This window comes from Endozoicomonas sp. SESOKO4 (assembly GCF_024606275.1).
The window spans coordinates 1-2,241 of record NZ_JAHHPS010000682.1; the positions used below are offsets into that span (position 1 = coordinate 1).

The window sequence follows — 2,241 nt, forward strand, 5'->3', positions numbered from 1 at the left end:
AGCAGGTTTGAACAGGTATCCGGTTAAGATCGATCTCATCGCCTTTCAGCACGACTTCCTGACAGGCGGCTTTGCTGACCACTTTGGGCCCCATGTTTAACACTTGTTTGAAGACAGGCAACTTTTTCAGAGCATCCCGGAAACCCTTGGGCGGGTCGGGTTCCTTCAAGTAGGCGAGGAGCTGACCTACCTCCTTAAGGGCGCTGACATTATCCTGTCCCATACCAAGAGCGACGCGGCGTTCAGTGCCAAATAGATTGGTCAGTACCGGCATGTCGTAGCCTTTCGGATTTTCGAAAAGCAGTGCCGGTCCTTTCTTGCGAAGGGTACGGTCGCTGATTTCGGTCATTTCCAGGTATGGATCGACTTCGGTCTTGATCCTGACGAGTTCACCCTGCTTTTCCAGTAGCTTGATGAAGTCCCGGAGGTCCCTGTATTTCATTGGATGTGTAGGCTGCAGCTGAAAGAAGATAGGGATAGGGCAGGCCTATCCCCGGAGAATGATGGATTACTTCCGTTTCATAGACTGGAAGAATTCTTCATTGGTCTTGGTGTGCTTCATGCGATCCAACAGGAACTCAATAGCCCCGATTTCGTCCATTGGGTGCAGAATCTTACGCAGAATCCACATGCGCTGGAGTTCTTCTTCGGTCGTCAGGTAGTCTTCGCGACGAGTACCGGACTTGTTGAAGTTGATGGCAGGGAAGACACGCTTTTCCGCGATACGGCGGTCGAGGTTCAGTTCCATGTTACCGGTACCTTTGAACTCCTCGAAGATCACTTCGTCCATCTTGGAGCCCGTGTCCACCAGGGCGGTAGCCATGATGGTCAGGCTGCCACCTTCTTCGATGTTACGGGCAGCGCCAAAGAAACGCTTGGGGCGCTCAAGAGCGTGAGCATCAACACCACCGGTCAAAACTTTACCGGAAGAAGGAATAACCGTGTTGTAAGCACGAGCCAGACGGGTAATGGAGTCCAGCAGGATTACTACGTCTTTCTTGTGTTCAACCAAACGCTTGGCCTTTTCCAGAACCATTTCAGCCACCTGCACGTGGCGTGATGGAGGCTCGTCAAAGGTTGAGGCCACTACTTCACCACGTACGGAGCGGGCCATCTCGGTCACTTCCTCCGGACGCTCATCAATCAACAGAACGATCAGGTGGCATTCAGGGTTATTACGGGTGATATTGGCTGCAATATTTTGCAGCATCAGGGTTTTACCCGCCTTGGGTGGGGAAACGATCAGACCGCGCTGACCTTTACCGATGGGAGCCACCAGGTCGATGATACGACCCGTTAAATCTTCGGTAGAACCATTCCCCATTTCCATGACCAGACGGTCCTGTGGAAACAACGGAGTCAGGTTTTCAAATAGAATCTTGTTACGAGCGTTTTCGGGCTGGTCAAAGTTAATTTCATTGACTTTTAGCAGTGCGAAATAGCGTTCACCTTCCTTAGGGGGGCGAATTTTACCCGCAATGCTATCGCCGGTTCTCAGATTGAATCGACGAATCTGACTGGGTGAAACATAAATATCGTCAGGACCCGCCAGGTAAGAACTGTCGGAAGAACGCAGGAAGCCGAAGCCATCCTGAAGGATCTCAAGAACACCATCGCCATAGATGTCTTCCCCGCTGCGGGCATGGCGCTTCAGGATTGAGAAAATTACGTCCTGCTTCCGGGAACGGGCCAGATTCTCAAGGCCCATCTCATTAGCGATCGCCAGAAGTTCAGGAACAGATTTTTTTTTCAGTTCGGTAAGATGCATAAGAGTTCGCGAACGTTAAATTGAAAGGTAATGGCCGTCGTAGTTGCAGGAAGATCAGATATTATTGAGATTATTATATTCAGCATCGTTTAATATCGATGCCTGCCTAAGCTCATTAAAAAAACGGCTTTCAAGCTTAAACCTGTAAATCTGGAAGGCTAGCTCGAAACAAACGTGGCCGGAGTATTCTCTACTGCTTATCAGAAGGGTCGCCAAGCCTCCAGAAACACACTCAACAGTCATACCTGAAACAAGCAGATCTGATAACTCCTGAATTCACAGTCTATATCCTTTTCTGGAAAATAATCAAGAACTCCTGCCGAGTCAACTTTTCAGAAGCTTTTTGTTGAGAAATATTTCCCGTTGGAGCAAGCATAAAAAAAGCTATTACAAACCTGATTTTTTTTGATTTCCATGAGCCTCATTCTGAGGATGATGGTTGGACAAAAGACTATCTGTGCAGGAGATAACAC

The 2,241-nt window shown here is 48.9% G+C and carries 1 protein-coding gene and 1 pseudogene; both read right to left on the bottom strand.

What is annotated here, in order from left to right; genetic code table 11:
• A pseudogene (locus KDK16_RS13235) lies at positions 1 to 442 on the bottom strand (UbiD family decarboxylase domain-containing protein); the annotation flags it as partial.
• Positions 443 to 508: 66 nt separating this feature from the next.
• Positions 509 to 1,768, bottom strand: a complete 1,260-nt coding sequence (gene rho / locus KDK16_RS13240; protein ID WP_257276489.1) for a transcription termination factor Rho — start codon at positions 1,766 to 1,768, stop codon at positions 509 to 511.
• Between the last annotated feature and the right edge of the window lie 473 nt (positions 1,769 to 2,241).

Bases quoted from the DNA above. Each gene is read 5' to 3' on its own strand.
- rho (WP_257276489.1), bottom strand. From the start codon at position 1,768: ATGCATCTTACCGAACTGAAAAAAAAATCTGTTCCTGAACTTCTGGCG.